25 protein-coding genes, 1 pseudogene and 1 riboswitch are annotated in these 22,034 nt (G+C 71.0%); of the genes and pseudogenes, 16 read left to right on the forward strand and 10 right to left on the reverse strand.

Annotated elements, in window-relative coordinates; all coding sequences use genetic code 11:
- Positions 1-2 precede the first annotated feature (2 nt).
- Positions 3-671 carry a TetR/AcrR family transcriptional regulator gene (locus ABD844_RS16750; RefSeq protein WP_344877881.1) on the reverse strand — a complete coding sequence of 223 codons (669 nt, stop codon included), beginning with the start codon at positions 669-671 and terminating at the stop codon, positions 3-5.
- 60 nt (positions 672-731) lie between these two features.
- On the opposite strand from ABD844_RS16750, the gene ABD844_RS16755 reads away from it, so the two are divergent.
- Positions 732-1,022 (forward strand): hypothetical protein, encoded by a 291-nt coding sequence (locus tag ABD844_RS16755; protein ID WP_344877883.1) that lies wholly within the window; start codon positions 732-734, stop codon positions 1,020-1,022.
- Between the two features lie 87 nt (positions 1,023-1,109).
- Here the strand turns inward: ABD844_RS16755 and ABD844_RS16760 are convergent, their stop codons facing one another.
- The 5 genes and pseudogenes from ABD844_RS16760 to ABD844_RS16775 all read right to left on the reverse strand — a co-directional run bounded on the left by ABD844_RS16760 (position 1,110) and on the right by ABD844_RS16775 (position 4,322).
- Positions 1,110-1,871: a VOC family protein gene (locus tag ABD844_RS16760; protein ID WP_344877885.1), complete on the reverse strand. Its 762-nt coding sequence runs from the start codon at positions 1,869-1,871 to the stop codon at positions 1,110-1,112.
- A 172-nt stretch (positions 1,872-2,043) separates the two neighbouring features.
- The gene (locus ABD844_RS16765; protein ID WP_344877887.1) at positions 2,044-3,027 is read right to left on the reverse strand and encodes a rod shape-determining protein; all 984 of its coding nucleotides are present in this window, start codon (positions 3,025-3,027) and stop codon (positions 2,044-2,046) included.
- 8 nt (positions 3,028-3,035) lie between these two features.
- The gene (locus ABD844_RS16770) at positions 3,036-3,653 is read right to left on the reverse strand and encodes a helix-turn-helix domain-containing protein (protein ID WP_425568594.1); all 618 of its coding nucleotides are present in this window, start codon (positions 3,651-3,653) and stop codon (positions 3,036-3,038) included.
- Positions 3,633-3,764 (reverse strand): annotated as a pseudogene (locus ABD844_RS53150) (helix-turn-helix domain-containing protein); the annotation flags it as partial. The pseudogene ABD844_RS53150 and the gene ABD844_RS16770, both read right to left, overlap by 21 nt.
- Before the next feature lie 60 nt (positions 3,765-3,824).
- On the reverse strand, positions 3,825-4,322 hold the full coding sequence (locus tag ABD844_RS16775; protein ID WP_344877891.1) for a PadR family transcriptional regulator: 498 nt from the start codon (positions 4,320-4,322) through the stop codon (positions 3,825-3,827).
- A gap of 56 nt (positions 4,323-4,378) precedes the next feature.
- On the opposite strand from ABD844_RS16775, the gene ABD844_RS16780 reads away from it, so the two are divergent.
- From ABD844_RS16780 to ABD844_RS16795, 4 genes are all read left to right on the forward strand, one after another.
- Positions 4,379-5,824 (forward strand): MDR family MFS transporter, encoded by a 1,446-nt coding sequence (locus ABD844_RS16780; RefSeq protein WP_344877893.1) that lies wholly within the window; start codon positions 4,379-4,381, stop codon positions 5,822-5,824.
- 49 nt (positions 5,825-5,873) lie between these two features.
- Positions 5,874-6,074 (forward strand): DUF5302 domain-containing protein, encoded by a 201-nt coding sequence (locus ABD844_RS16785; protein WP_344877895.1) that lies wholly within the window; start codon positions 5,874-5,876, stop codon positions 6,072-6,074.
- A 161-nt stretch (positions 6,075-6,235) separates the two neighbouring features.
- A riboswitch (cyclic di-AMP (ydaO/yuaA leader) is annotated at positions 6,236-6,370 on the forward strand.
- A gap of 178 nt (positions 6,371-6,548) precedes the next feature.
- Positions 6,549-7,262 carry a hypothetical protein gene (locus ABD844_RS16790; protein WP_344877897.1) on the forward strand — a complete coding sequence of 238 codons (714 nt, stop codon included), beginning with the start codon at positions 6,549-6,551 and terminating at the stop codon, positions 7,260-7,262.
- 67 nt (positions 7,263-7,329) lie between these two features.
- Positions 7,330-8,175: an alpha/beta fold hydrolase gene (locus ABD844_RS16795; RefSeq protein ID WP_344877899.1), complete on the forward strand. Its 846-nt coding sequence runs from the start codon at positions 7,330-7,332 to the stop codon at positions 8,173-8,175.
- A gap of 48 nt (positions 8,176-8,223) precedes the next feature.
- Here ABD844_RS16795 and ABD844_RS16800 read toward each other — a convergent pair whose 3' ends face one another.
- A complete protein-coding gene (locus tag ABD844_RS16800) occupies positions 8,224-9,432 on the reverse strand; it encodes a DUF4032 domain-containing protein (RefSeq protein ID WP_344877901.1) in 1,209 nt (402 codons plus the stop codon).
- Positions 9,433-9,454: 22 nt separating this feature from the next.
- On the opposite strand from ABD844_RS16800, the gene ABD844_RS16805 reads away from it, so the two are divergent.
- Positions 9,455-11,023 (forward strand): DUF885 domain-containing protein, encoded by a 1,569-nt coding sequence (locus ABD844_RS16805; protein ID WP_344877903.1) that lies wholly within the window; start codon positions 9,455-9,457, stop codon positions 11,021-11,023.
- A gap of 6 nt (positions 11,024-11,029) precedes the next feature.
- Here ABD844_RS16805 and ABD844_RS16810 read toward each other — a convergent pair whose 3' ends face one another.
- Both ABD844_RS16810 and ABD844_RS16815 read right to left on the reverse strand, forming a co-directional pair.
- The gene (locus ABD844_RS16810; RefSeq protein ID WP_344877905.1) at positions 11,030-11,662 is read right to left on the reverse strand and encodes a class II aldolase/adducin family protein; all 633 of its coding nucleotides are present in this window, start codon (positions 11,660-11,662) and stop codon (positions 11,030-11,032) included.
- A gap of 68 nt (positions 11,663-11,730) precedes the next feature.
- The gene (locus tag ABD844_RS16815) at positions 11,731-12,384 is read right to left on the reverse strand and encodes a TetR/AcrR family transcriptional regulator (RefSeq protein ID WP_344877907.1); all 654 of its coding nucleotides are present in this window, start codon (positions 12,382-12,384) and stop codon (positions 11,731-11,733) included.
- A gap of 55 nt (positions 12,385-12,439) precedes the next feature.
- Between ABD844_RS16815 and ABD844_RS16820 the strand changes: the two genes are divergently transcribed.
- The 9 genes from ABD844_RS16820 (at position 12,440) to ABD844_RS16860 (ending at position 20,625) form a co-directional block, all read left to right on the forward strand.
- The gene (locus ABD844_RS16820) at positions 12,440-13,354 is read left to right on the forward strand and encodes a carbohydrate kinase family protein (RefSeq protein ID WP_344877909.1); all 915 of its coding nucleotides are present in this window, start codon (positions 12,440-12,442) and stop codon (positions 13,352-13,354) included.
- Positions 13,355-13,363: 9 nt separating this feature from the next.
- Positions 13,364-14,578, forward strand: a complete 1,215-nt coding sequence (locus tag ABD844_RS16825; RefSeq protein WP_344877911.1) for an aminotransferase class III-fold pyridoxal phosphate-dependent enzyme — start codon at positions 13,364-13,366, stop codon at positions 14,576-14,578.
- Between the two features lie 82 nt (positions 14,579-14,660).
- A complete protein-coding gene (locus ABD844_RS16830; protein ID WP_344877913.1) occupies positions 14,661-15,203 on the forward strand; it encodes an RNA polymerase sigma factor in 543 nt (180 codons plus the stop codon).
- On the forward strand, positions 15,200-16,099 hold the full coding sequence (locus ABD844_RS16835; RefSeq protein ID WP_344877915.1) for a hypothetical protein: 900 nt from the start codon (positions 15,200-15,202) through the stop codon (positions 16,097-16,099). Before ABD844_RS16830 ends, ABD844_RS16835 begins: the two co-directional genes overlap by 4 nt.
- 339 nt (positions 16,100-16,438) lie before the next feature.
- Positions 16,439-17,884 (forward strand): N-acetylglucosamine/diacetylchitobiose ABC transporter substrate-binding protein, encoded by a 1,446-nt coding sequence (ngcE, locus tag ABD844_RS16840; protein ID WP_344877917.1) that lies wholly within the window; start codon positions 16,439-16,441, stop codon positions 17,882-17,884.
- 3 nt (positions 17,885-17,887) lie between these two features.
- The gene (locus ABD844_RS16845) at positions 17,888-18,802 is read left to right on the forward strand and encodes a carbohydrate ABC transporter permease (RefSeq protein WP_344877919.1); all 915 of its coding nucleotides are present in this window, start codon (positions 17,888-17,890) and stop codon (positions 18,800-18,802) included.
- An 8-nt stretch (positions 18,803-18,810) separates the two neighbouring features.
- A complete protein-coding gene (locus ABD844_RS16850; protein ID WP_344877921.1) occupies positions 18,811-19,659 on the forward strand; it encodes a carbohydrate ABC transporter permease in 849 nt (282 codons plus the stop codon).
- Positions 19,660-19,692: 33 nt separating this feature from the next.
- Positions 19,693-19,977: a 4a-hydroxytetrahydrobiopterin dehydratase gene (locus tag ABD844_RS16855; RefSeq protein WP_344877923.1), complete on the forward strand. Its 285-nt coding sequence runs from the start codon at positions 19,693-19,695 to the stop codon at positions 19,975-19,977.
- Between the two features lie 84 nt (positions 19,978-20,061).
- A complete protein-coding gene (locus ABD844_RS16860) occupies positions 20,062-20,625 on the forward strand; it encodes a superoxide dismutase family protein (RefSeq protein ID WP_344877925.1) in 564 nt (187 codons plus the stop codon).
- A 6-nt stretch (positions 20,626-20,631) separates the two neighbouring features.
- Here ABD844_RS16860 and ABD844_RS16865 read toward each other — a convergent pair whose 3' ends face one another.
- Positions 20,632-20,937 carry an ArsR/SmtB family transcription factor gene (locus ABD844_RS16865; RefSeq protein WP_344877927.1) on the reverse strand — a complete coding sequence of 102 codons (306 nt, stop codon included), beginning with the start codon at positions 20,935-20,937 and terminating at the stop codon, positions 20,632-20,634.
- 96 nt (positions 20,938-21,033) lie between these two features.
- Here ABD844_RS16865 and ABD844_RS16870 point away from each other — a divergent pair, with 96 nt between their 5' ends.
- Positions 21,034-22,032, forward strand: a complete 999-nt coding sequence (locus ABD844_RS16870; RefSeq protein WP_344877929.1) for a zinc-dependent alcohol dehydrogenase family protein — start codon at positions 21,034-21,036, stop codon at positions 22,030-22,032.
- Positions 22,033-22,034: the final 2 nt, after the last annotated feature.

The following is a 22,034-nucleotide window of genomic DNA, read 5'->3' on the forward strand; positions in this document are numbered from 1 at the left end:
CCTCACCGGAGGGCGGTCTCACTGGGGGACTCGCTGGGGGACTCATCGAGGAGCTGGGCGGCCAGGGTGCGGCACGCCCACTCCTCGAACCGTTCCTGCGACCACCCCCGCTCCCGCACCAGCAGCAGGTATAGCTCGGGGCTGAGCAGCCCGTAGAGCACGTCGGCGGCCACCTCGGGCGAGACGTCCTGCCGTGCTCCCGGCTTGGCCATGAGGGAGCCGGCCGCCGCGCTCTGCACCACGTGGCGCGGGTCGGTGTCGCGCGGCCAGAGCGCCGCCACCTCGGGATCCATGGCCACGGCCGTGTCGAGCACCTTGGCGATCGGGGCGACGCGGGCGAGCACGGCCCGGGTGCCGCGTACGTGCGCCCGCAGGTGCTCCGCGGCCGTCCGCGCCGCCATCGCCTCCTTGAACCAGTCTCGCTCCATGGTCGCCACCGGCTCGTCGTCGCCCGCGACCGTGACGTCGACCAGCTCCTTCAGCAGCGTGCGCTTGTTGCCGAAGACGAAGTAGATCGTCTGCACGGCCACGCCCGCCAGCTCGGCGACGTCCTGCAGGTTCGTGGCGCCGTAGCCGTCGCGGACGAACAGCTCCCCGGCCGCCTTCAGGATCTTCGCCCGGGTCTCCCTGGCCTTCAGCGCGCGCTTGCCCGCCCTCTTGACGTCGCTCATGGTTGTAGTCTAACTCTAGTCAAGGAAGCTAGAAGTCAACTCTAGAGAAGGACTCCAGTCATGGCCTTTCTCCGTGTCGTCCGCTTCACCGCCGACCCCGCCGACGCCGAGCAGGTGCTCGCCCGGCGCGCGGCGCTCATCGACGCCGTACGCGGCCGGTTCCCCGGTCTCACGCAGACCCGGCTGGCCAGGGTCGACGAGCGCACCTGGGTCGACTCCTGGTGCTGGGACTCGCCGGACACCCTGGCGGCCGCCGTCGCCGTCGCGCACGACCTGCCCGAGTCGGGGCCGGCGTTCGCGCTGGTCAAGGACGCGACGAGCGAGGAGGGCGAGATCGTGGACGAGCGCTGAGCCCGGCGGGCGCGCGGGCCCGGGAGCGGGCCGCCTTTCCTGAGGCCGCCCCTCCCAGGGTCGCCGCCCCTCCTGTGGCCGCCCTTCCTAGGGACGCCAGCGGCGCAGGTTCGTCTCCCGCTCGTACGCCTGCGGGTCCGGATACGTCACCAGCTCCACCGTCGCGCCCCAGGGCGTGCGGCAGTAGACGTACCTGTTGTGCGCGCCCGCTGTGCCGGCCCCTGTGCCGGCCCCTGTGCCGGCCCCTGTGCCGGCCCCTGTGCCGGCCCCTGTGCCGGCCCCTGTGCCGGCCCCTGTGCCGGCCCCTGTGCCGGCCCCTGTGCCGGCCCCTGTGCCCGCTCCTGTGCCCGCTTCCGGTCCCGGCGAGGACACCGGCTCCGACAGTGACGTCCCGCCCGCCTCGATCACCCTCCGCAGCGCCTCGTCCAGGTCGTCCACGTACACGGCGACGTGCTGCCAGCCCAGATCGCACGGCACCACCGCCGGGGCCTGCCGTGGCCCGCCGAACTCGAACAGCTCGATCCCCGGGCCGTTCGGCAGCCGCAGCATGCGTACGGCCACCTCCACCGTCCCCTGCGGCACCCCGAGCCGCCGCTCGGTCGCCCAGCCGCCCTTGGGCCCGTGCTCGCGGGGCAGGGTGTCGTAGAGCACCTCGGCCCCGAAGGCGCGGGCGAAGAACTCGGTGGCCGCGTCGAGATCGGGAACGGTCACCCCGACGTGGTCGATGCCACGAACGTTCGCGGGCACGGTCGGGGACACGCGCTGGGGGCCGGTCGTGGGCAGGGGAGTGAGAGGAGCGGTGGGCGCGGTCATGGGAACGGTGGTGGGCACGGTGATGGGCACGGTCATGGGTCGCCTCCTGTTCTGGCCGACGTGTCGAGCAGGTCCCGGGCGGACCGTCGACCGGCAGGTGGCCGGGGCCGATGGTCAGCCGGGCCGATGGTCAGGGGTCACGCACGTGGCGTTGGTCCCGATGGCCAGGTCCGCGGGTGCCGGCCCCTGGTGCGGAACGGGTCGTCGCTCATGGACGCCCGCCCCGGATCCTCCCGATCAGTCCAAGTTCGTCCACGCACCGGCCGAGCCCGAGCGCCACGGCCTCCAACGGGCGTTCCGCGCGGCGTACGGGCATGCAGAGGGCCTCGCGCAGCCGGTGCCCGAGCCCGCGCAGCAGCGCCCCGCCGCCGACCAGCACCGCGCCCCGCTCACCGAGGTCGGCGGCCAGCTCGGCCGGGCAGCGCTCGACCGTCTCCATGGCCGTCCGCGCGATCGAGTCCACCGGTTGCCGGGCCGCCTCGAAGATCCGTCCCACGGGCAGGACCAGCTCGTGTTCGCCGCCGGTGTCGGGGTCGCGGGCCGTGACCACGATCTCCGCGTCGTCACCGCCCGCGCGCCGCTTGGCCGACTCCGCCTCCGCGTCGTCGAGCTGCAGCCCGTGCTCGTGCTCGACGTAGCGGGCGATGGCCCTGTTCACCGCGCGCCCGCCGTACGGGACGGAGCCCGTCGCCACCACCGACTCGCCGGAGAGCACGGCGATGCGGGCGGCGTCGGTGCCGATGTCGATGACCATGTAACCGGTGCGGTCCGTGAGCGTCAGGCCCGACCCGAGGCCCGCGGCGAGCGCGTGCGGGACGAGGTGCACCGTCCTGGCATCCGACTCGTACGCGATGTCGCGCAGCGCCGCGCGGTCGATCGGGGTGGAGTCGCCGGGCAGCGCCATGACCACGCGCGGCCGGGCGTACGGGTGCCAGTGCACCTTGCGCAGGAAGTGGCGGATCATGCGCCGGGCCAGCTCGGCGTCGGCCGGTAGCCCGTCACGGACCGGCCAGCACGTGCGACCGCCCGCCTCCGGGGCGGCGGCCTCCGCGCCGTACCGGATGACCTTGCCGGTGCGATCGTCGCACATGACTGCGGAGGGTTCGTCGAGCACAATGCCCTTGCGCTTGAGATAGATGCGCGTGCTCGCCGCCCCCAGATCCATCGCCAGGTCGCGACCGAGAATACTCATCGCGGGGTTCATTTCCTGACGTGCTCCAACACAACACCACGAACTGAACCGCTCCCCTTTACCCGCCCTCCGCCGCCCGGGCGCCCGGCGACTCCGTCTGCGAGGACGGGGCGGGCTGCTCCGAACCTTGCCGCGCGCCAGGTGTCACGAACACCCCCACGTCCGAGTTCCTCGCCGACCCGCAACCAGCCGGACCGTTCGTAGAGCCGGACGGCGTCCGGGGCGCTCGGCGCGGTCAGCAGCCAGCTACGCCGCTGACCGCACAGCAGGTCGAAAATCCGCCCCGCCATCCCTTGCCACCGCTCCACCTGATCGCGCAGGCTCCGCCCTCGCTCGGTGGCCTGCCCGTCGGCATCGACCAGCCCGCGGAGGGCCAGCCGGTCGTGCGCCGCGGCCCACTCTTGCTCGTTCCAGCCGCGTCCGGCGAAGTTCGCCACGGGAGCCGCGCCGATCGCGGCGAAGGAGACCAGCGCCTCGCAGCCGTCGAGCTCGGCGGCCATCAGCGCCGTCAGGACCGTCGAGCCGGTCGCCGAGCAGGGCGCGGTAGGTACGGTCGACCGCGCGCATCCGGGCGTCCAGGACCTTCTCGGGGCTGGCCAGATCTCCGGAACGTACCCGGCGACCATGGCCGGGCTGAAGCTGTAGGCGGTGACCACCCGTGGACCGGCGGCTCCCAGTGTCGCCCGGCGCCAGGCGAAGTAACTCGGCCACCGCGACTCGACGGCGTAACCGAGTCGCGCCGCCTCCTCGAACGCGCCGCCGCGGCGAAGGCCTGGAGGAAGGTGCCGTCGGCGGGGCTATGGGTGGTCTTTGAGGTCGGCCAGGGTGTCCTCGGCCCACCGGATGCCGGTGCGGGCCTGGGCGAGGCCCAGGTCGAGGGCGTACCGGCCGAAGTGATCGCGCGGCTTGCAATCCAGCGTCTCCAGCCGCGCCTCGAACTCCGCCTTGATCCGCTCGACCACCCCGACCGCCTGGTCCCGCGTCATCAGCGGCAGCAGGAACGCCTGAAGCGCGATCTCGCTGCGGACCGCCCCCGCGGGCGCGTGCTCGACCATCCACGTACGCAACTCGTGGTCGCCCTCGGCGGTGACCGTGTAGATCTTGCGCCCTCTCGCCCCCTCCGCCTCGACCGCCAAGAGCCCGTCGGCGGCCATCTTCACCAGCTCCGGATAGATCTGCGTGTGCCCGGCCTGCCAGACGTGATTGAGCGAGCGCTCGAACTTCTTGGCCAGGTCATAGCCGCTCGCGGGGCCGACGGCCGAGAGCAGCCCGAGCAGGGCGATCCGTAGGGACATGCCCGCCAGCATATCGAAAAGTTGACATGTCAGGACTTACCTATCACTCTTCACCTGTGAAAACTGACAACAAGGGCAATGGCCTCATCTTGCTCGCCGTGCTCGGCGGGATGTTCCTGGCGATGCTGGACCAGACGATCGTGGGCACGGCGCTGCCACGTATCACGTCCGAACTGGGCGGAAGCGCGCTCTACACCTGGGTGGTCACCGCCTACCTGCTCACCTCCACCGTGACCGTGCCCCTGTACGGCAGGCTGTCCGACCAGCACGGCAGGAAGCCGCTGCTGCTCATCGGCATGGTGGTGTTCGTGGCCGGCTCGGCGCTGTGCGGGGCGGCGCAGGACATGGGCCAGCTCATCGCCTTCCGCGCCCTCCAAGGGCTCGGCGCGGGCGCGCTGCTGCCGTTGTCGATCGCGCTGGTGATGGAGATGTTCCCGCCCGGGCAGAACGGTGCCCGCGTGCAGGGCGCCCTCGGCGGGGTGATGGGGCTGACGTACCTGGCGGGGCCGTTCCTGGGCGGGGTGTTCACCGACCACGCGAGCTGGCGCTGGGCCTTCTACGTGAACGTGCCCCTCGGGATCGCGCTGGTCGCCATCATCGTCTCGCGGCTGCCGCACCGGCCGGGCACCGGCGGCGGGCGGCCCGACTACGCCGGGATCGCGGTCTTCACCGTGGCCGTCAGCGCCCTGCTGCTGGGGCTGACGGAGAAGGGGCTCGACGGTCACACGTGGACCGACCTCCCCGTGGCCGGGCCGATCCTGCTGGCGCTCGCACTGCTGGCGGTCTTCGTGGCGGTGGAGCGGCGGGCGGCCAGTCCGATCATGCCGCTGGGGCTGTTCGCCAACCGCGGCTACACGCTCGTGAACGTGATCTCGTTCTGCACGGCCTTCAGCATGTACGCCGGGGTCGTCTTCCTGCCCCGCTACTTCCAGGAGGCGCTGGGGGCCGGTGCCACCGAGTCGGGCCTGCGGATCTACCCGATGATGCTGGGGATGGTGGCGGGCAGCGTGCTGATGGGCGCGCTCATGTCGCGGACCAGGAGGTACAAGCCGTGGCTGCTCGCGTCGCCGTTCCTGCTGGTAGCGGGCTCGCTGGCGTGCTCGGGGCTGGCGGTGGACAGCGGCGGTCTGGCGGTGGCGCTGTGGATGCTGCCGCTCGGGCTGGGCGTGGGGCCCATGTTGTCCGGGCTGACGGTGGTCGCGCAGCAGTCGGTCGAGCCCCAGTACATCGGCACCGCCTCGGCGAACCTGACCTTCTTCCGGCAGATCGGCGGCTCGGTGGCGCTGGCCGTCGGCGGCACGCTCTACACCTCGGAGGTCGCCGCGACCGCGCCCGTCCACGGTCTGGCCGCCGCGCACGCCTCCGCGGCCTCGGTGGTCATCCCGGCGCTCGGGGTGGCGGGCGCGGTGATCGCCCTGGTGGCGCTGGTGGCGCTGCCGAACAACCGGCTGCGTACGCCCGCCACGCCACAGTCCAAGGTCGAGGCCGGTTTCGCGTCGTGACCGGTGCCGTGCGAAGCTGTGACTTGTCCCCAATACCTTGGAGGTCCTCATGGCGGATACACCGGAGCCGGAAGTCAGCGAAACTCCCGAGGACGAGATGAAGCGCAAGTTCCGCGAGGCGCTGGAGCGCAAGCGCAACCAGCACGCGGGCTCGGGCGCGGGTGGCAGGGGCGGCGACCCATCGAAGATCCACGGGGCGCACGGTCCGGCTGCGAGTAAAAGATCGTTCAGGCGCAAGAGCGGCGGCTGAGGCTGGAATTCTCCGGGGGTACGGGATGCCGTGCCCCCTTTTTCTTCCCGGTCAAAGGTAGATCTTTTGTCCGATTCATGATGAAACGTTGGCAATGTCCGGTTCCGTCATTACAGTAATCGCCATTACCAGCCGGTGACCTAGTCCTTACCCAGAAGGGCAGCCGGCCGGCGCCGAATCCCGAACCCCCTCGGGAGCCGGGGAACCACCTCTTGGGGCGAATCCGGCCTGTGCCGGTAGGGCATCTCCACGCCCGAACCCGTCAGCTAACCCGGTAGGCGTGATGGAGAGGACATACCCCATGCACCAGCGCGTCGTACCCCCAGGCCGCTTGCTGACGGCCGCCAACTGAACGGCCCCCTTCCTCAGGTTCGCATCGTGCGCTCTGCGTAGTGAAACGCCCAGCGCTGTGCCCCGCTGCGCCGTTTTTCGGGCGCAACCTCCCTGTCCCCCCGTGAAGGGTGTTGCTGTTCCATGATTGCCTGTTTTGGTCTGCGTTCCCTCGCCATCCTCACCGCCCTCGCGGTCGGCGCGCTCGTCCTGGTCGGCACCGCCGCCCACGCCGACTCGGCCGACAACGAGAAGATCCTGCTCAAAGGCTCGACCACGGCCTCGTACTTCTGGGACGACTCCTCGGGCCGCGCCGGCGACACGGGCCTGCCCGCCAGTGGCAAACCGATGCAGAAGGGCCTGGCCGCGAGCCCGAGCTGGCCGCTCATGACCGAGGGCTACGTGGTCTACAAGGGCAAGAAGGCGCCCTTCTTCGTGGGCGACCGCGGGCCGGGCGAACCGTCGAACCGCGGGATCATGCTGGACCTCGACGCCAAGACGTTCGCCGACCTGACCGGCGGCAGCTTCAACTCCGACACCCTCGGCGTGGACGGCGTCGGCGGCCAGGGCCACATCGAGCTCGACTACGTGATCACCAAGTGGGGCGACGGGGTGGGCAAGAAGAACCACCCGGTGCCGTTCTCGACCGGCGCCTGGGCCGAGCGCGACAACAACCCGGCCACCCCTCCGGCCGACCAGGAGCCCCCGGCGGTCGACGGCGACGCGGACGGCGCGTCCGGTGACGGGGTGGAGAACCAGGGCGGTTCCGTGAGCACCGTGCTGGTGGCCGGCACCCTGACCGCCGCGGGCGCCGCGCTGCTCGGCAGCGACCGCCTCCGCCCCCTCCTCGTGCGCTGAGACTCCTTCCTCCGCGAGCACGGGCCTTGCTTTACGCCGCCCGGACCAGAATGACATTCTGGTCTCCGTGACGACCCGCGTAGCCGCGAACGGCATCGAAATCGCCTACGAGAGCTTCGGCTCTCCAGAAGGACGCCCGCTGCTCCTGATCATGGGGCTCGGCGCCCAGCTCATCCAGTGGGACGAAGCGCTCTGCGAACTCCTGGTGGAGCAGGGACACCACGTCGTACGGTTCGACAACCGCGACACGGGCCTGTCCACGCACCTGCACGACCTGGGCGTTCCCTCGGCGGGGGCGCCCGCGCCGTACCTGCTGGACGACCTGGCCGACGACACCGCCGCGCTCATGGACGCCCTCGGCCTGCCCGCCGCCCACGTGGTGGGGGCCTCGATGGGCGGCATGGTCGCCCAGACGCTGGCCATCCGGCACCCCGGGCGGGTGCTGACCCTGACCTCGATCATGTCCACGCCCGGCCCTTCCGTGGCCCCGCCCACCGAGGCCGCGGCGGCCGTCCTGACGGGCCGGCCGCCCGCCGACCGCGCGGCGGTGCTGGAGCAGGCCGTACGCACCTGGTCGACGATCGGCTCGCCCGGCTACGAGCTGGACCGGGAGAAGATCGTCGCGCGGGCCGGGCTGGCCTACGACCGCTGCTTCGACCCGGCGGGGACGGCGCGGCAACTGGCCGCCATCATGGCCTCGGGCGACCGTACGGAGCTGCTGGCCGGGGTACGGGTGCCCACGCTCGTGCTGCACGGGGAGGCCGACCCGCTCGTCCCGCCGGCCGGCGGCCGGGCCACGGCGGCGGCGATCCCGGGGGCGCGGCTGGTGACGTATCCGGGGATGGGGCACGACCTGCCGCCGGCCCTGTGGCCCGCCATCGTCGCCGAGATCACCAAGCTGACCTCCGCCTGACCGGCGCCTTCCCCGGGCCGGGCTACAAGGCCGGGCTACAGGGCTGGGCTACGGGGCCGGCTCGTCGGGCAGCAGGGCCTGCTCGTCGGGCTTGTGCACCAGGATGTTGCCCACGTACGACGTCACCGCCGCGGTCAGCCCGACGTCGGAGCCCGCCTGCTCCGACAGGTACCAGCGGTGGTCGAGGATCTCGTGGAAGAGCTGCGCGGGCTCCAGCTTGCCGCGCAGCTCGACGGGGATGGCCTCGACCGTCGGCTGGAACACCTCCGCCAGCCACCGGTGCGCCACGATGGCCTCGTCCTCGTTGCGCAGCCCCTTGGCCACCCGGAACCCGTCGAGGTCGTTGAGCAGCCGCCGGGCCTGGTTCTCCTCGACGTCGAGACCGGTCAGCCGGAGCAGCCGCCGCTGGTGGTGGCCGGCGTCCACGACCTTGGGCCGGACGATCAGCCGTCCGGTGCCGACCTTGCGCCGGACCATCATCTCGGCCACGTCGAAGCCCAGCAGGTTGAGCCGCCGGATGCGGTGCTCGACGCGGTGCCAGTCGACCTCGTCGATGATCTCGCTCTCGTTGATCTCGTTCCACAGGCGGTGGTAGCGGGCGACAACGTCCTCGGCCGTCTCCATGGGGTCGATCGACGGGTGCAGCAGCCCGCCGGCCTCCAGGTCGAGCATCTCGCCGAAGATGTTCGTGTGCGCGGTGTCGATGTCGCCCAGCCGCTGCCCCTCGCTGATCATCGGGTGCATCTCACCGGTCTCCGCGTCCACCAGGTACGCCGCGAACGCTCCCGCGTCACGCCGGAACAACGTGTTGGACAACGAGCAGTCGCCCCAGAAGAAGCCGTTCAGGTGCAGCCGCACCAGCAGCACGGCCAGCGCGTCGAGCAGCCGGGTGAGCGTGTCGGGGCGCAGGGTGCCCGACATGACCGCGCGGTAGGGGAGCGAGAATTGCAGGTGCCTGGTGATCAGCGCGGCGTCGAGCCCGTCCTCGCGGCCGGTGACGTACGCGACCGGCTCCACGGCGGGCGCGTCGAGCCTGGCCAGGTCCCACAGGAGCTGATACTCCCGCCTGGCGTACCGCTCGCTGATCTCCTTGATCGCGTAGACCTTGCCCGACAGCCGGGCGAAGCGCACCACGTGCCGGGAGATGCCGCGCGGCAGGTCCACCAGATGGTGCTGTGGCCAGTCTTGCAGTGGGACCTCCCAGGGGAGGCGGATGAGGTCAGGATCGCCTAGCGCTCCGGTGATCTGCAGGGGCATTGGCCCAGGATATTGTGCATCGGTGGACGAGTTTCTTCAGTGGTACTTTTCTCACCGTCCCGTCGTCGCCGCCTCGCTGGGCGCCGACGGCTACGATCACACACTCGGCGATCTCACCGCCTCCGGATGGCAGGCCCAGGAGCGCGAACAGGTGCTCTGGCTCGAACGCCTCTCGGCCACCGAGGCCCCCACGCCGGACGACGCGATCGACAGAGACCTCGTTCTGTCGGAGCTGAGGGGCTCGATCGCGCTCGCGTCCTGGCCCCACTGGCGGCGCGACCCGGCCGCCTACCTCTCCGCGATCTTCACCTCGATGTACGCCCCCTTCCAGCGCCGACTCAAGCCCGAGCACGAACTGGTGGCCTCGGCCCTGTCGCGCCTGGCCGAGGTGCCCGGCGTGCTCGCGGCCTGCCGGGAGAACCTCGACCCCGACCTCGCCGCCCCGCTGCTGGTGACGCGGGGCCTGGGCCAGGCGCGCACCGGCCGCAACCTGCTGACCCGCACCATCCCCGGCATGGTCGAGGACGAGGCCCTGCGCACGAAGCTGGCCGAGGCCGCCGAGCCGGCCGCGCAGGCGTTCGACTCGCTGGTGACGTTCCTCGAAGGCTTCGAGTGCGGCGGCACCTGGCGGATGGGGGAGCGGCTCTACTCCACGCTGCTGCGCGAGCGCGAGTTGCTCGGCTACGGCGCCGCCGAGCTGCATCAGAAGGGCCGGGCCGCCTGGGCGGAGCTGGACACCCGCATGCGCGAGGTGGCGCTCCAGGTCAACGGCACCCAGGACTGGCGGGCGGCCATGGAGTCGCTCATGGACGACCACCCGCCCACCCTGGCCGACATGCGGGCCGAGTACGAGGCGGAGACCCGGCGGGCCCGCGACTTCGTCCGCGAGCGCGACCTCGTCACCTTCGCCGAGGGCGAGGAGTGCCTGGTGCTGCCGTCGGCCGAGTACACCCGGCCGGTCCTGTCCGTGGCCCACTACCTGGCCCCGCCGCCGCTCACGGCCTCGCGGACCGGCATCTTCTTCGTGCCGTACACGCCCGACGACTTCACCCCCGAGCAGGTGCGCCAGCGCCTGCGGACGAACTCGCGGGCCCAGATGCCCTCGATCGCCGTGCACGAGGCCTACCCCGGGCACCACTGGCACCTGTCGTACATGGCGGGCAACCCCCGTACGGTCAGGAAGGTCTTCAGGACGCCGTACTTCACCGAGGGCTGGGCCCTGTACGTCGAGAAGCTCCTGCACGAGCAGGGCTACTTCGACACCCCGGCCACCGAGCTGGCGCACCTCGACTGCCGGATCTTCCGCGCCGCCCGGATCGTCGTGGACACCGCGCTGCACTGCGAGGACCTGCCGATCGAGGAGGCCGAGACGTTCATGGCCACCAAGGCGTCGCTGTCGCCGGGCACGGCGCAGGGCGAGGTGAACCGCTACTGCGCCTGGCCCACGCAGGCCCCCTCCTATCTCACGGGCGCCATCGAGATCGACCGCATCAGGGAGTCGTTCCGCGGCTCGCCGAAGGAGTTCCACGACCGCATCGCCGGGTCGGGCGGGCTGCCGCTCGGCCTGGCCGAGCAGGTCGCGCTCGGGTAGGGCCGCTCACCGGCGGGGGAAGTCGGGAGGGTTCAGCGCGCGCTCGACCACGGCGGCGAGCTGCTCGTCCGTCAGGACGGCCGGCCTGCCGACGCCGAGGCCGCGGACGTAGACCTCGCAGAGCCACTCCAGCAGCCGGGTGGCCTCGAACGCCTCCTCCAGCGTCGCCCCGATGGTCACCCCGCCGTGGTTGGCCATCAGGGCGGCCCGCTTGCCCTCCAGCGCGCGGCGGACGTTCGCGGCCAGCTCCGGCGTCCCGTAGGTGGCGTATCCGGCGACCTCGATCACGCCGCCGAGCAGCAGCGCGTTGTAGTGCACGGGCGGCAGCTCGGTCATCGTGGTGGCCACCACCGTGCCGAAGACCGAGTGGGTGTGCACGATGGCCTGGGCGTCGGTGGACTCGTAGATCGCCAGGTGCATGGGCGTCTCGCTGGACGGGCGCAGGTCGCCCTCCACCAGGTGGCCCGCCATGTCCACGACCGGGCACATCTCCGGTGTCAGCCGGTCGAGCGCGACGCCCGACGGCGTGACCGCGACCCTGTCGCCCTCGCGCGCGCTGAGGTTGCCGGAGGTGCCGATGACCAGGCCCAGCTCGACGGCCCGGCGGCCGTAGTCGCACAACTGCTCGCGGAGGCTCATGCGGTGGGAATCTAGCCTCTTGCCCGGTGCGCGGCAATCGATCGGCCCGCCGCGTCCCTCTCCGGCGTTCAGAGGCGGTCGAGGGCCCGCAGCATCAGCCGCTCGGCGTCGGCGCGGGTCAGCCTGCCGGGGTAGAGGAGCAGGTGCAGGCTGAGGCCGTCCACCAGGGCGAGCAGGTGCTCGGTGAGGTCGTCGAGGTCGTCGAGGTCGGCCCCCGTGTGTGGCTCCGCCTGTGGCTCCGTCCGGGGCCCCGTCTGTGGCTCCGTCTGTGGCTCCGTCCGCAGCTCGCCGTCCGCCCGCGCCTGCTCCAGCAGCCTGCGTACGGCCGCGCGCAGCTCGCCCGCCTCCGCCTCCTGCACCTCCGCCAGCCGCTCCGAGGCCAGGCTGCGGCTCCAGAAGCTGACCTCCAGCCGCGTCTCCTGTGTGCGCTCGGCGTCCAGCGGCAGGTTGTCCAGCAGCAGCTCCCGCAGCGCCGCCAGCCCCGTCGCGTCCCCCACCTTGCGCGTCAGCCGGGCCCGGATGCGCTCGTGCGACTGGCCCAGCGCCGACAGCAGGATCTCGTCCTTGTCGGCGAAGTAGTGCGCCAGCACCCCGTTCGAATAGCCGGCCTCCTTGGCGATGGCGCGGGTGGTGGCGGCGTCGATGCCGTCCCTGACGATCACCCGGCGGGCCGCTGACATGACCTCGCGCCTGCGCTCGTCGTGATCGACGATCTTCGGCATCGGCCGCCTCCCCAGACACGTTGACTTTTTATTCGGACGTCTGTCTATTTAGACTATGACCGTCGCCACCGTCGGCGTCCACATCGTCGACATCCTCGCCCGGCCCGTCGAGCACATCCCCGAGGGCCAGGACACCGTGCTGGTCGACCAGATCCGGCTCACCGCCGCGGGCGCCGCCGCGGGCACGGCGGTCGACCTGGTCAAACTGGGCAACGACGTGGTCACCATGGGCGCCATCGGCGACGACGAGCTCGGCGACCTCCTGCTGCTCGTGCTGGCCAAGCACGGCGTCGACGCCTCCCGCCTGGTGCGCAGGGCGGGGGAGCAGACGGCCGCCTCGATCCTGCCCATCAGGCCCGACGGCGGGCGGCCCAGCTTCCACGTGCCCGGGGCGAACCTCGGCGTGACCCCGGCCGACGTGGACGCCGACGTGCTGCGCGGCGCGCGGGCGATCCACCTCGGCGGGATGGACGTCACGTTCGGCCTGGGCGATCCGGCCTTCTTCGCCCTCCTGGACGAGGCGCGCGCGGCCGGGGCCGTCGTCACGATGGACCTGCTGTCCGAGATGGCCGACCTCCTGGTCATGGCCCGCGCCTTCCTCCCGCACGTGGACTACGTGCTGCCGAACGAGACGCAGGCCCTGCTCATGACCGGCGCCTCCGACATCGAATCCGCCGCAGGGGCGCTGCTCGCCGACGGCCCTCGGGGCGTGCTGGTCACGCTGGGCGCGGCGGGCAGCCTCGTCGTGACGGCCGGCGGCACGCACCACGTCCCGGCGCTCAAGACGGAGGTGTCCGACACCACGGGGTGCGGCGACGCGTACTGCGCGGGTTTCCTCACCGGGCTCCTGCACGGCCAGGACGTGCCCACCGCCGCCCGCTGGGGCACGGCCGCCGCCGCCCGGGTGGCCACCGGTCTCGGCTCCGACGCCGGTCTCACCGACCTCGACTCCCTCCTCAGCCTGCTCTAAGGACCCCAGATGAAAGACGCCGATCTGCGCCGGCGCGCCGCGAAAGTCGTCCCGGGCGGCATGTACGGCCACCTCAACGCCGCACTCTTCGCCCCCGGCTACCCCCAGTTCTTCGAGCGCGGCGAGGGCTGCCGCCAGTGGGACGTGGACGGCCGCGCCTACCTCGACTTCATGTGCAGTTGGGGGCCCGTCGTGCTCGGGCACCGGCACCCGCGCGTGGAGGAGGCCGCCGCCCGCCAGGCCGCGCTCGGCGACTGCCTCAACGGTCCCGGGCCGATCATGGTGGAGCTGGCGGAGCTGCTGGTGGACACCGTGCCGAGCGCCGACTGGGCGATGTTCTCCAAGAACGGCACCGACGCCACCACCCAGGCGCTCATGGTCGCCAGGGCCGCGACAGGCCGGACCAAGGTGCTGATGGCGCACGGGGCCTACCACGGTGCGGACCCGTGGTGCACGCCGTCCCTCGCCGGCACGACGCCCAATGAGCGGGCCGACCTCGTGGAGTTCACCTACAACTCCCTGGAGTCGCTGGAGGCCGCGGCGGCCACCGTCGAGGGTGACGTGGCGGCGATCATCGTCACGCCCTTCAAACACGACTCGTTCGAGGACCAGGAGCTGGTGGAGCCGGTCTTCGCGCGGGGCGCCAGGGCGCTGGCCGACCGGCTCGGCGCGGCGCTGGTGATCGACGACGTGCGGGCCGGGTTCCGGATCGACCTGCGGGGGTCGTGGGAGCCGTACGGCGTGCGTCCCGACCTGACGGCCTGGTCGAAGGCGATGGCCAACGGCTACCCGATCGCCGCGGTGACCGGCGCCGACGCGCTGCGCGGGCCCGCGCAGACGCTGTACTCGACCGGGTCGTTCTGGTTCTCCGCGGTGGCGATGGCGGCGGCCAAGGCGACCATCGAGACCCTGCGCGACACCGACGGCATCGCGGCCATGGAACGAGCCGGCGCCCAGCTCAGGGAGGGGCTCTACGCGCAGGCCAAGTCGCACGGGTTCGCCGTGAACCAGACCGGGCCGGTGACGATCCCGTGGCTCAGCTTCGACGGGGACGCCGACCTGTCGGTGGCGATGTACTGGAGCGACGCCTGCCTGCGGCACGGCGTGTACGTGCACCCGTGGCACAACTGGTTCATGTCGGCCGCCCACACGGAGGACGACGTGGCGCTCGCCCTGGAGGGCACCGACCAGGCGTTCGCGGAGACCCGCGCCCACTTCGGCTGAGCGTCAATGGGATCTTCCCCGTAATGCTCGGAAATTTCCGGACATGGGGTTGGGTGTTGACACGCCCAAGTGAGGAGCTCCCGTGGGAGTCGATCCCGAAAGCCGGTTCGAGGAGATCTACGGGTCCTCGTACCGGCCGCTGCTCGGGTACGCGCTGCGCCGCTGCCCGGACCCGGACGACGCGGCCGACGTCGTGGCAGAGACCTTCCTGACCGCCTGGCGCCGCATCGAGGAGGTCCCCCACGGGGACGAGGCCAGGCTGTGGCTCTACGGCGTGGCCAGGAACGTGCTGGCCAACCACCGGCGCGGCGAGCGGCGGCACGAACGCCGCACCGCCGCCCTGCGCGCGCAACTGGCCGCCTCGCCGATGGCCGCGGAACGGCCCGCCGAGGACCTCTCCCGGATCGGACAGGTCTTCCGCGCCCTGCCCGAGGACGACAGGGAACTGCTCGCGCTGGTCGCGTGGGAGCGGCTGAACCCCGGCCAGATTGCCAAGATCGTCGGTGTGTCCGCCAACACCGTACGGGTCAGGCTCTACCGCGCCCGCAGGCGCTTCGCCCGTGGCCTGGCCGCCGAGGGAATCGACCACTCGCGCGCCGTCGCGATCGAAGGGAGCGCAGGATGAACATCGCCGATCTCGCCCGCGTACGTGACGAGGACCTGGCAGGGGAGCCGGTGGGACAGGCGTCCGGCGCGGGGGCGCGGGCCCTGATGGAGTCGATCATGACCGAGGCGCGCGAGCCCGCGGGCGGTACTCTCCCGGCGCGGCCCAGGCGCTTCACCGTGCGGCGCGGTCTGGGGCGCGGCCTGGGGCTCGGCGTGCCGGCCGCCGCGCTGACCGCCGCCCTCGTGCTCTGGGCACCCTTCGGCGGCCCCACCACCGAGTACGCCAACGCCGCCGTCTCACTCGAGACCCGCCCCAACGTCCTCTTCGTCGCCGTCAACGACCCGGAGGCCGACGCCGCCACGTTCACCCAGGCGTTCCAGGCCGTGGGACTCGCCGCCGAGGTGCGCAAGGCCCCGGTGGCGCCCGAGGACGTCGGCAAACTGATCGGCCCGGTCGCCGACGGAGACTTCCCCCAGGGCACAGGCGTCACCGTCAGCACCCGGACGGAGGGCTGCCGTTCTGCCTGGTGTGGCGCGATCTCCATGCCCACCGGCTTCACCGGCAGGATCGTCTTCGGCATCGGTCGGCCCGCCGCGCTCGGTGAGCCTTACGCCACCAGCGTCCAGATGCACGAGTACTCCTTCCGCGACCTGCCGGTCAAGGAGGTCAGGACCGAGCTGGAACGGGCCGGTATCAAGATCGGCTACAAGGTGATGTGGCCCGATCCGGCCACCGGCGGCGCCGAGGGCTACGCCGTGGCGGCCGAGCACGTCGGGGACGACTGGATCGTGGAGTCCGTCTCCAAGACCGCGTCCGACGCCGCCACCATCAGCGTCACGCCCCCTGCGGACGTGCCCGCGAACTCACTGCCGCAGTCCGCCCAGCCGTCCCGATCCGACTGGTGGAGGAGCTGACGGGCTGATGAGCGCCGCCCCGGGTGAAGGCGCCCGCGGCCGACCTGTGCGGGGCGTGCGACCCGGGGTGGGTCAGGCCGGGGCGGCGGCGGGTGGGTGGCGGGGTAATGGGTCTTTGCCTTCGACGCCGGCGTCCACGATGCTGTCGTCTGATTGTCCGTGCCGTACGCGGTCGGCGTACTCCGCAGTCATGTGACCCACCCTGCTGTCTAGAACCTCATTCTAGGTATGGCGTCACGGCATGGTCACGTCTCGATTGCGGCCTCTTGACGAGCGTCGCGGGCCGTTCGTACGTTGCGGGCAATCGTTTAGGAAACTTTCCTAATTGAGGAGCCCCCCATGACCCACCCGGGCGAGATCTCCCGGCGTCAGCTCATCCGCCGGATCGGCATGACCGCGTTCGTCGCCGGCCCCGGCGCGGGCCTGCTGAGCGCGTGCGCCACCGCAGGCACGGGAGGCGAGCCCGCGGCCGCCCCCTCCGCCTCGATCCCCGTCTCCGCGGACCCGAAGAACCCGTTCGGCGTGGACGCCAAGACGCCGCTCGAAGTCGTCATCTTCAGCGGCGGCTACGGCGACGCGTACGCCAAGGAGTTGCACGAGGAGCTGTACAAGAAGGCGTTCCCCGGCGTCACCATCAAGCACACCGCCACCCAGCAGATCGGCACCCAGCTCCGCCCCCGCTTCGTCGCCGGCGACGCGCCCGACGTGCTCAACAACTCGGGCCCCGAGTCGCTGGACCTGGCCGCGCTGGCCGCCGAGGGGCACCTGGCCGACCTGGCCCCGCTGTTCGACGCGCCCTCGATCGACGACCCGGCCAAGAAGGTGCGCGACACGCTCACGCCGGCCGTGGTCGACAACGCCAAGATCAACGGCAGAGACCTGGTGCTCAACTACACGGTGTCCCACCGCAGCCTGTGGTACAACGCCAAGCTGTTCCAGTCGAAGGGCTGGTCGCTGCCGACGACGTGGGCGGAGTTCACGGCGCTGGGGGAGGAGGCCAGGCGGGAGGGCATCCTGCTCTTCGCGTACCCGGGGCAGAAGGGGCCGTACTACCAGCTCTGGAACGTCCTCTACACCGCCGCCAAGATCGGCGGCAACCAGGCCATCATCGACGTCGACAACCTCGTGGACAACGCCTGGAACTCCGAGGCGATGCGGCAGGCCATCACCGCGTGGGTGGAGATCCAGACGAAATACGGTAACAAGGCGTACTTCGGCCTCGACCACACACAGACCCAGATCAAGCAACTGCAGAACGAGGTGCTCTTCTACCCCACTGGCTCGTGGGTCGAGAACGAGATGGCCAAGGACAAGCCGGACAACTTCGAGTACGCCATCGCCCCCATCCCCGACGTCACCGCCGCCGACGCGATGCCGTACGGCGCCATCCAGGTCGGCGTGGGCGAGAACTTCGTGGTCGGCGCCAAGGGCAAGAACCCGCAGGGCGGCCTCGCGTACCTGCGCCTGATGCTCTCCAAGGAAGGCGCGCGCGGCTTCACGGAGAAGACGCAGAACCTCACGGTCGTGAACGGCGCCGCCGAGGGCGTCAACCTGCCCGCCGGCCTCATGAGCGCCGCCCGAGCCCAGGACAAGGCCGGCCAGAACATCATCACCGAGGCCCGCTTCGAAGGCTGGTACAAGGAGCTGTTCGACTACGGCAGCGAGCAGATCAACGTGGTCATGGCCGGCCGGATCACGCCGGAGAAGTTCCTGGCCAACATGCAGAAGAAGGCCGACGACGTCAAGAAGGACGACGCGGTCACCAAGCAGACCCGGAGCCAGTGACCCATGGAGCGGTTGCGCACGTACGGATTCGTGGCCGGGTTCCTCGCCGTCCCCCTCGTCCTCTATTCGGTCTTCGTCATCAGCCCGTACGTCCAGGCGTTCCAGCTCTCCCTGACAAGCTGGAACGGATACAGCTCGGTCGTGCGTTACGTGGGGCTGGACAACTTCGGCCGGCTGCTGGCGGACGAGGTGTTCTGGCGGGCCCTGCGCAACCACGGGATTCTGCTGCTGGTGCTGCCGCTCACCACGATCGTCATCGCGCTCTTCCTGGCCTTCCTGCTGAATCTGGGCGGCGGCACCCGCGGGGCCGGCATGAGAGGGGTCTGGGGGTCGAGGTTCTACCGGGTGGTGTTCTTCTTCCCCCAGGTGCTGGCCGTGGCCGTGGTCGGGGTGCTGTTCCAGGCCGTCTACCGGCCCGACGAGGACGGCGTCGTCAACGGCGTGCTGGCCCGCTTCGGGGTCGAGCCCGTCGGCTGGCTCATCGAGCCGGACCTGGCCCTGTGGTCAGTCCTCGCGGTGATGGTCTGGCAGGCGGTCGGCTTCTACGTGGTGCTGTTCTCGGCGGGCATGGCCGCCATCCCGAAGGACTACTTCGAGGCGGCGGCGCTCGACGGGGCCAACCGGATCAGGCTGTTCTTCTCGATCACGCTGCCGCTGCTGCGCGACACCGTCCAGGTCGGTTGGATCTACCTGGGCATCGCGGCCTTCGACGGGTTCGCGCTGATCCAGGTGCTGGCCGGCAGCAAGGGCGAGCCCGACGGGGCCACCACGATCCTGCCGATCACCATCTACAACACCGCCTTCTCCTACCAGAAGGTCGGCTACGCGTCCGCGATGGGCGTGGCGCTGTTCTTCCTCACCGTGACGTTCGCGGTGCTGACGTTGCGTACGACCCGGCGCGAGGGGGTTGAGCTGTAGTCATGGCGATGCGGACAACGGACAGGTCCAGGCCCGGCGTGCTGGGCGCGCTCTCCCACGTGGCGCTGGCCGTCTGGGCGCTGCTGATCATCGCGCCGCTGCTGTGGACGTTCCTGGCCTCGTTCAAGAACAACACCGAGATCTTCGGCGACCCGCTGCAACTGCCGGGCGCGCTGCGGCTGGACGCGTGGGGGCGGGCCTGGGACACGGCGCACATCGGGCAGTACATGCTCAACACCGTCATCGTCGTGCTCTTCGGCACGGCGGGCACGATGGTGTTCGGCTCGATGGCGGCGTACGTGCTGGCGCGCTTCCGCTTCCCCGGCAGCCGGCTGATCTACTACTACTTCGTGGCCGGGCTGGCCTTCCCGGTCTTCCTGGCGCTCGGGCCGCTGTTCTTCGTGGTCAGGCAGTTCGGGTTGCTCAACTCGCACGTCGGGCTCGTGCTGGTGTACATCGCCTACTCGCTGCCGTTCACGGTGTTCTTCCTGGCGGCGTTCTTCCGTACGCTGCCGACGGCCGTCGCCGAGGCCGCGCTGATCGACGGCGCCTCGCACACCCGTACGTTCTTCCAGATCATGGTCCCGATGGCCAGGCCGGGCCTGATCAGCATCACGATCTTCAACGTGCTCGGGCAGTGGAACCAGTACCTCCTGCCCCTCGTGCTGCTGGCCGGCGACCCGGACAAATGGGTGCTCACCCAGGGCATCGCCAGGATCTCCACGCTGGCCGGGTACGAGGCCGACTGGCCGGGGCTGTTCGCCGCCCTGTCCATCACCATCCTTCCGGTAATGATCGTCTACATCATCTTCCAGCGGCAGATCCAGTCCGGGCTCGGCTCGGGGGCGCTGAAGTAGCGTGAGGTCAGGGCACCGTACACGGGAGGTCTCATGGACATCGAGAGCAGGCTCGACGACCTGCCCGCCTGGCGGCGAGAGGGCGACGCGATCAGGCGCACGGTCACCGCGCCCGACTTCCCCGCCGCCATCCGCATCGTCGACGAGATCGCGGTCCGGGCCGAGGAGCTGAACCACCACCCCGACATCGACATCCGCTGGCGCACGCTCCACCTGACCCTCACCACCCACGACCAGGGCGGCCTGACCGACCTCGACTTCACGCTCGCTGCAATGATCGACGACATCGCGGCAAAACACGGCGCCCAGGACGGATGACCGTACGTAGCAGGTCGATCACTCGTTAGAGTGGTGGCCTCTCGGAGCCCTCATGCCGGAGGGTCTCCAACCGTGGGGGGTCTCATGCGCGTGCCCGCATTCCTGCTCAACCTGCTGACGGCGGCCTCGGCGGCGGCCTTGGTGACGGCCTGTTCGGCCCCGCCGGTCCCGCTCCAGAACGCCAAGACGGCGCCCGAGGCGGTGACCAACCTCAACTCCTCCGGGGAGTTCTTCGCCGATGACACCGCCGCCATCGCCTACGACCGCAAGCTCGCTCCCGAGGGCGCGCAGGCCAGCCTCAGCATCGAGTCGTCCGCCGGCCAGACCCGCACCTCGCTCGTCGTCGAGGGGCTGCTGCCCGACCGCGCGTACGGCGCACACCTGCACACCAAGCCGTGCGGCAAGAAGCCCGACGAGGCCGGCCCCCACTTCCAGCACGAGCAGGGCGAGATCAGCCCCGAGAGCGAGGTCTGGCTCGACTTCACCACCGACGCCGAGGGCGCCGCGCGGTCGAGCGTCCGCAACGACTGGGCGTTCGACGGCGCCCAACTGCCCGGCTCGCTCGTCATCCACGCCCTGCCGACCGAGACCTCGGGTCCGCAGGTCGGCCAGGCCGGCTCCCGCGTCGCCTGCCTCACTCTTCGCTAGTGGGAGTTACCGGGTCGCGGTGAGGGCGTCGAGGAGGCCGGGGAACACCTCGTCCATCTCGGCGCGGCGCAGGGTGTTCATGCGTGAGGTGCCGGCGTAGTGCTGCCGGATCAGGCCCGCCTCGCGCAGCACCTTGAAGTGGTGGGTGGCGGTCGACTTGCTGACGGACAGGTCGAAGGCGCCGCAGGCGATGTCCGCGCCGGCGGCGTCGAGCTGTGTGACGATGCTCCGGCGCACCGGATCCACGAGGGCCTCCAGCACCTTCTGGAGGTCGAACTCGGAGACCTCCGGGTGGGACGGTGTGCGTTCCATGCCCACCATAGTACGACTCTCATCAAAGTTTGACCGCGATCGTACTTTCCTGGCACAGTGGGGGCGGCGTCACCCCAGCGAGCGAAAGACGGTGCCATGGCGAGGACTGTGCGGTTCCACGAGATCGGCGGGCCCGAGGTGCTGCGCCTGGAAGACCTGGAGACCGGCGAGCCGGGGCCGGGCGAGGTACGCATCCGGGTGGACGCGATCGGGCTCAACAGGGCGGAGGCACTGTTCCGCAGGGGCCGGTACATCGAGCAGGTCAAGCAGTTGCCCTCAGGGCTCGGCAACGAGGCGGCCGGTGTGATCGAGGCCGTCGGCCCCGGGGTGGCCGGGTTCGAGGAGGGCCAGGCGGTCAGCGTCGTGCCGAGCTTCTCGCACAACGACTACGGCGTGTACGCCGAGCGGGCGATCGTGCCGGCGGGCGCGCTCCTGCCACGTCCCGACGGGGTGGACGCCGTGAGCGGCGCGGCGGTGTGGATGCCCCACCTCACGGCCTACGGCGCGATGGTCGAGGTGGGCGGGATGCGGGCGGGCGACATGGCGGTGGTGACCGCGGCCTCCAGCAGCGTCGGCCTGGCCGCGATCCAGACCGCCAACCGGGTGGGCGCCACGCCGGTGGCCGTGACCCGCACCCGGGGCAAGCGGCGGCGGCTGCTGGAGGAGGGGGCGGCCGAGGTGATCGTCTCCGACGAGGAGGACGTGCCTGGCCGCCTGCTGGAGCTGACCGGCGGCCGAGGCGCCGAGTTCGTCTTCGACGCCGTCGCCGGGCCCGGCGTGCTCGGCCTGGCCCGCGCGGTGGCCGCCGACGGCACCCTCTTCCTGTGGGGCGCGCAGAGCGGGCAGCCCACGCCCTATCCCGGGTTCGACCTGGGCATGCCCGCGCTGAACCTGCGCACGTACACGATGCTGGAGATCACCGGGGATCCCGAGCGGATGCGCCGCGCCACGGCGTTCGTCACCTCGGGCCTGCGCGCCGGGTTCCTGCGGCCGGTGGTGGACCGCCTCTTCCCGCTGGAGGAGATCGTACGGGCCCACCGGCACATGGAGTCCAACACGCAGTTCGGCAAGATCGTGGTCACCGTGGCGCACTGACC

Origin of the sequence: Nonomuraea antimicrobica, assembly GCF_039536965.1 — a bacterium.
Taxonomy (GTDB): domain Bacteria; phylum Actinomycetota; class Actinomycetes; order Streptosporangiales; family Streptosporangiaceae; genus Nonomuraea; species Nonomuraea antimicrobica.